This window comes from Xenorhabdus santafensis (assembly GCF_033949405.1).
Taxonomy (GTDB): Bacteria; Pseudomonadota; Gammaproteobacteria; order Enterobacterales; family Enterobacteriaceae; genus Xenorhabdus; species Xenorhabdus santafensis.
Map to the genome: position 1 here is coordinate 1 of NZ_VCDN01000314.1, position 231 is coordinate 231.

1 protein-coding gene is annotated in these 231 nt (G+C 42.0%); it reads left to right on the plus strand.

The genetic code is table 11. From position 1 onward, the window contains the following. Window positions 1-37: 37 nt before the first annotated feature. A partial coding sequence (locus FE392_RS22625; protein WP_319931927.1) for a 4Fe-4S dicluster domain-containing protein occupies window positions 38-231 on the plus strand: 194 nt, incomplete at its 3' end.

A 231-nucleotide genomic window follows, 5' to 3' on the forward strand; every position in this document is an offset into this window, starting at 1 on the left:
AGTTGCCTTCAATAATACACAAGGAAATCAGTTAGCGATGATGGCAGCTGGAAAAGGACAACAAGAATCAGCGGCTACAACGCTCGCTTACGATCCGAGTTTAATCGGAGATGTTATTACAGAAGAAGAGATTTGGGCTTGTACAACGTGCCGTAACTGTGAAGATCAGTGTCCGGTTATGAATGAGCATGTTGACAAAATTATTGATTTACGCCGCTATCTCGTTTTAAC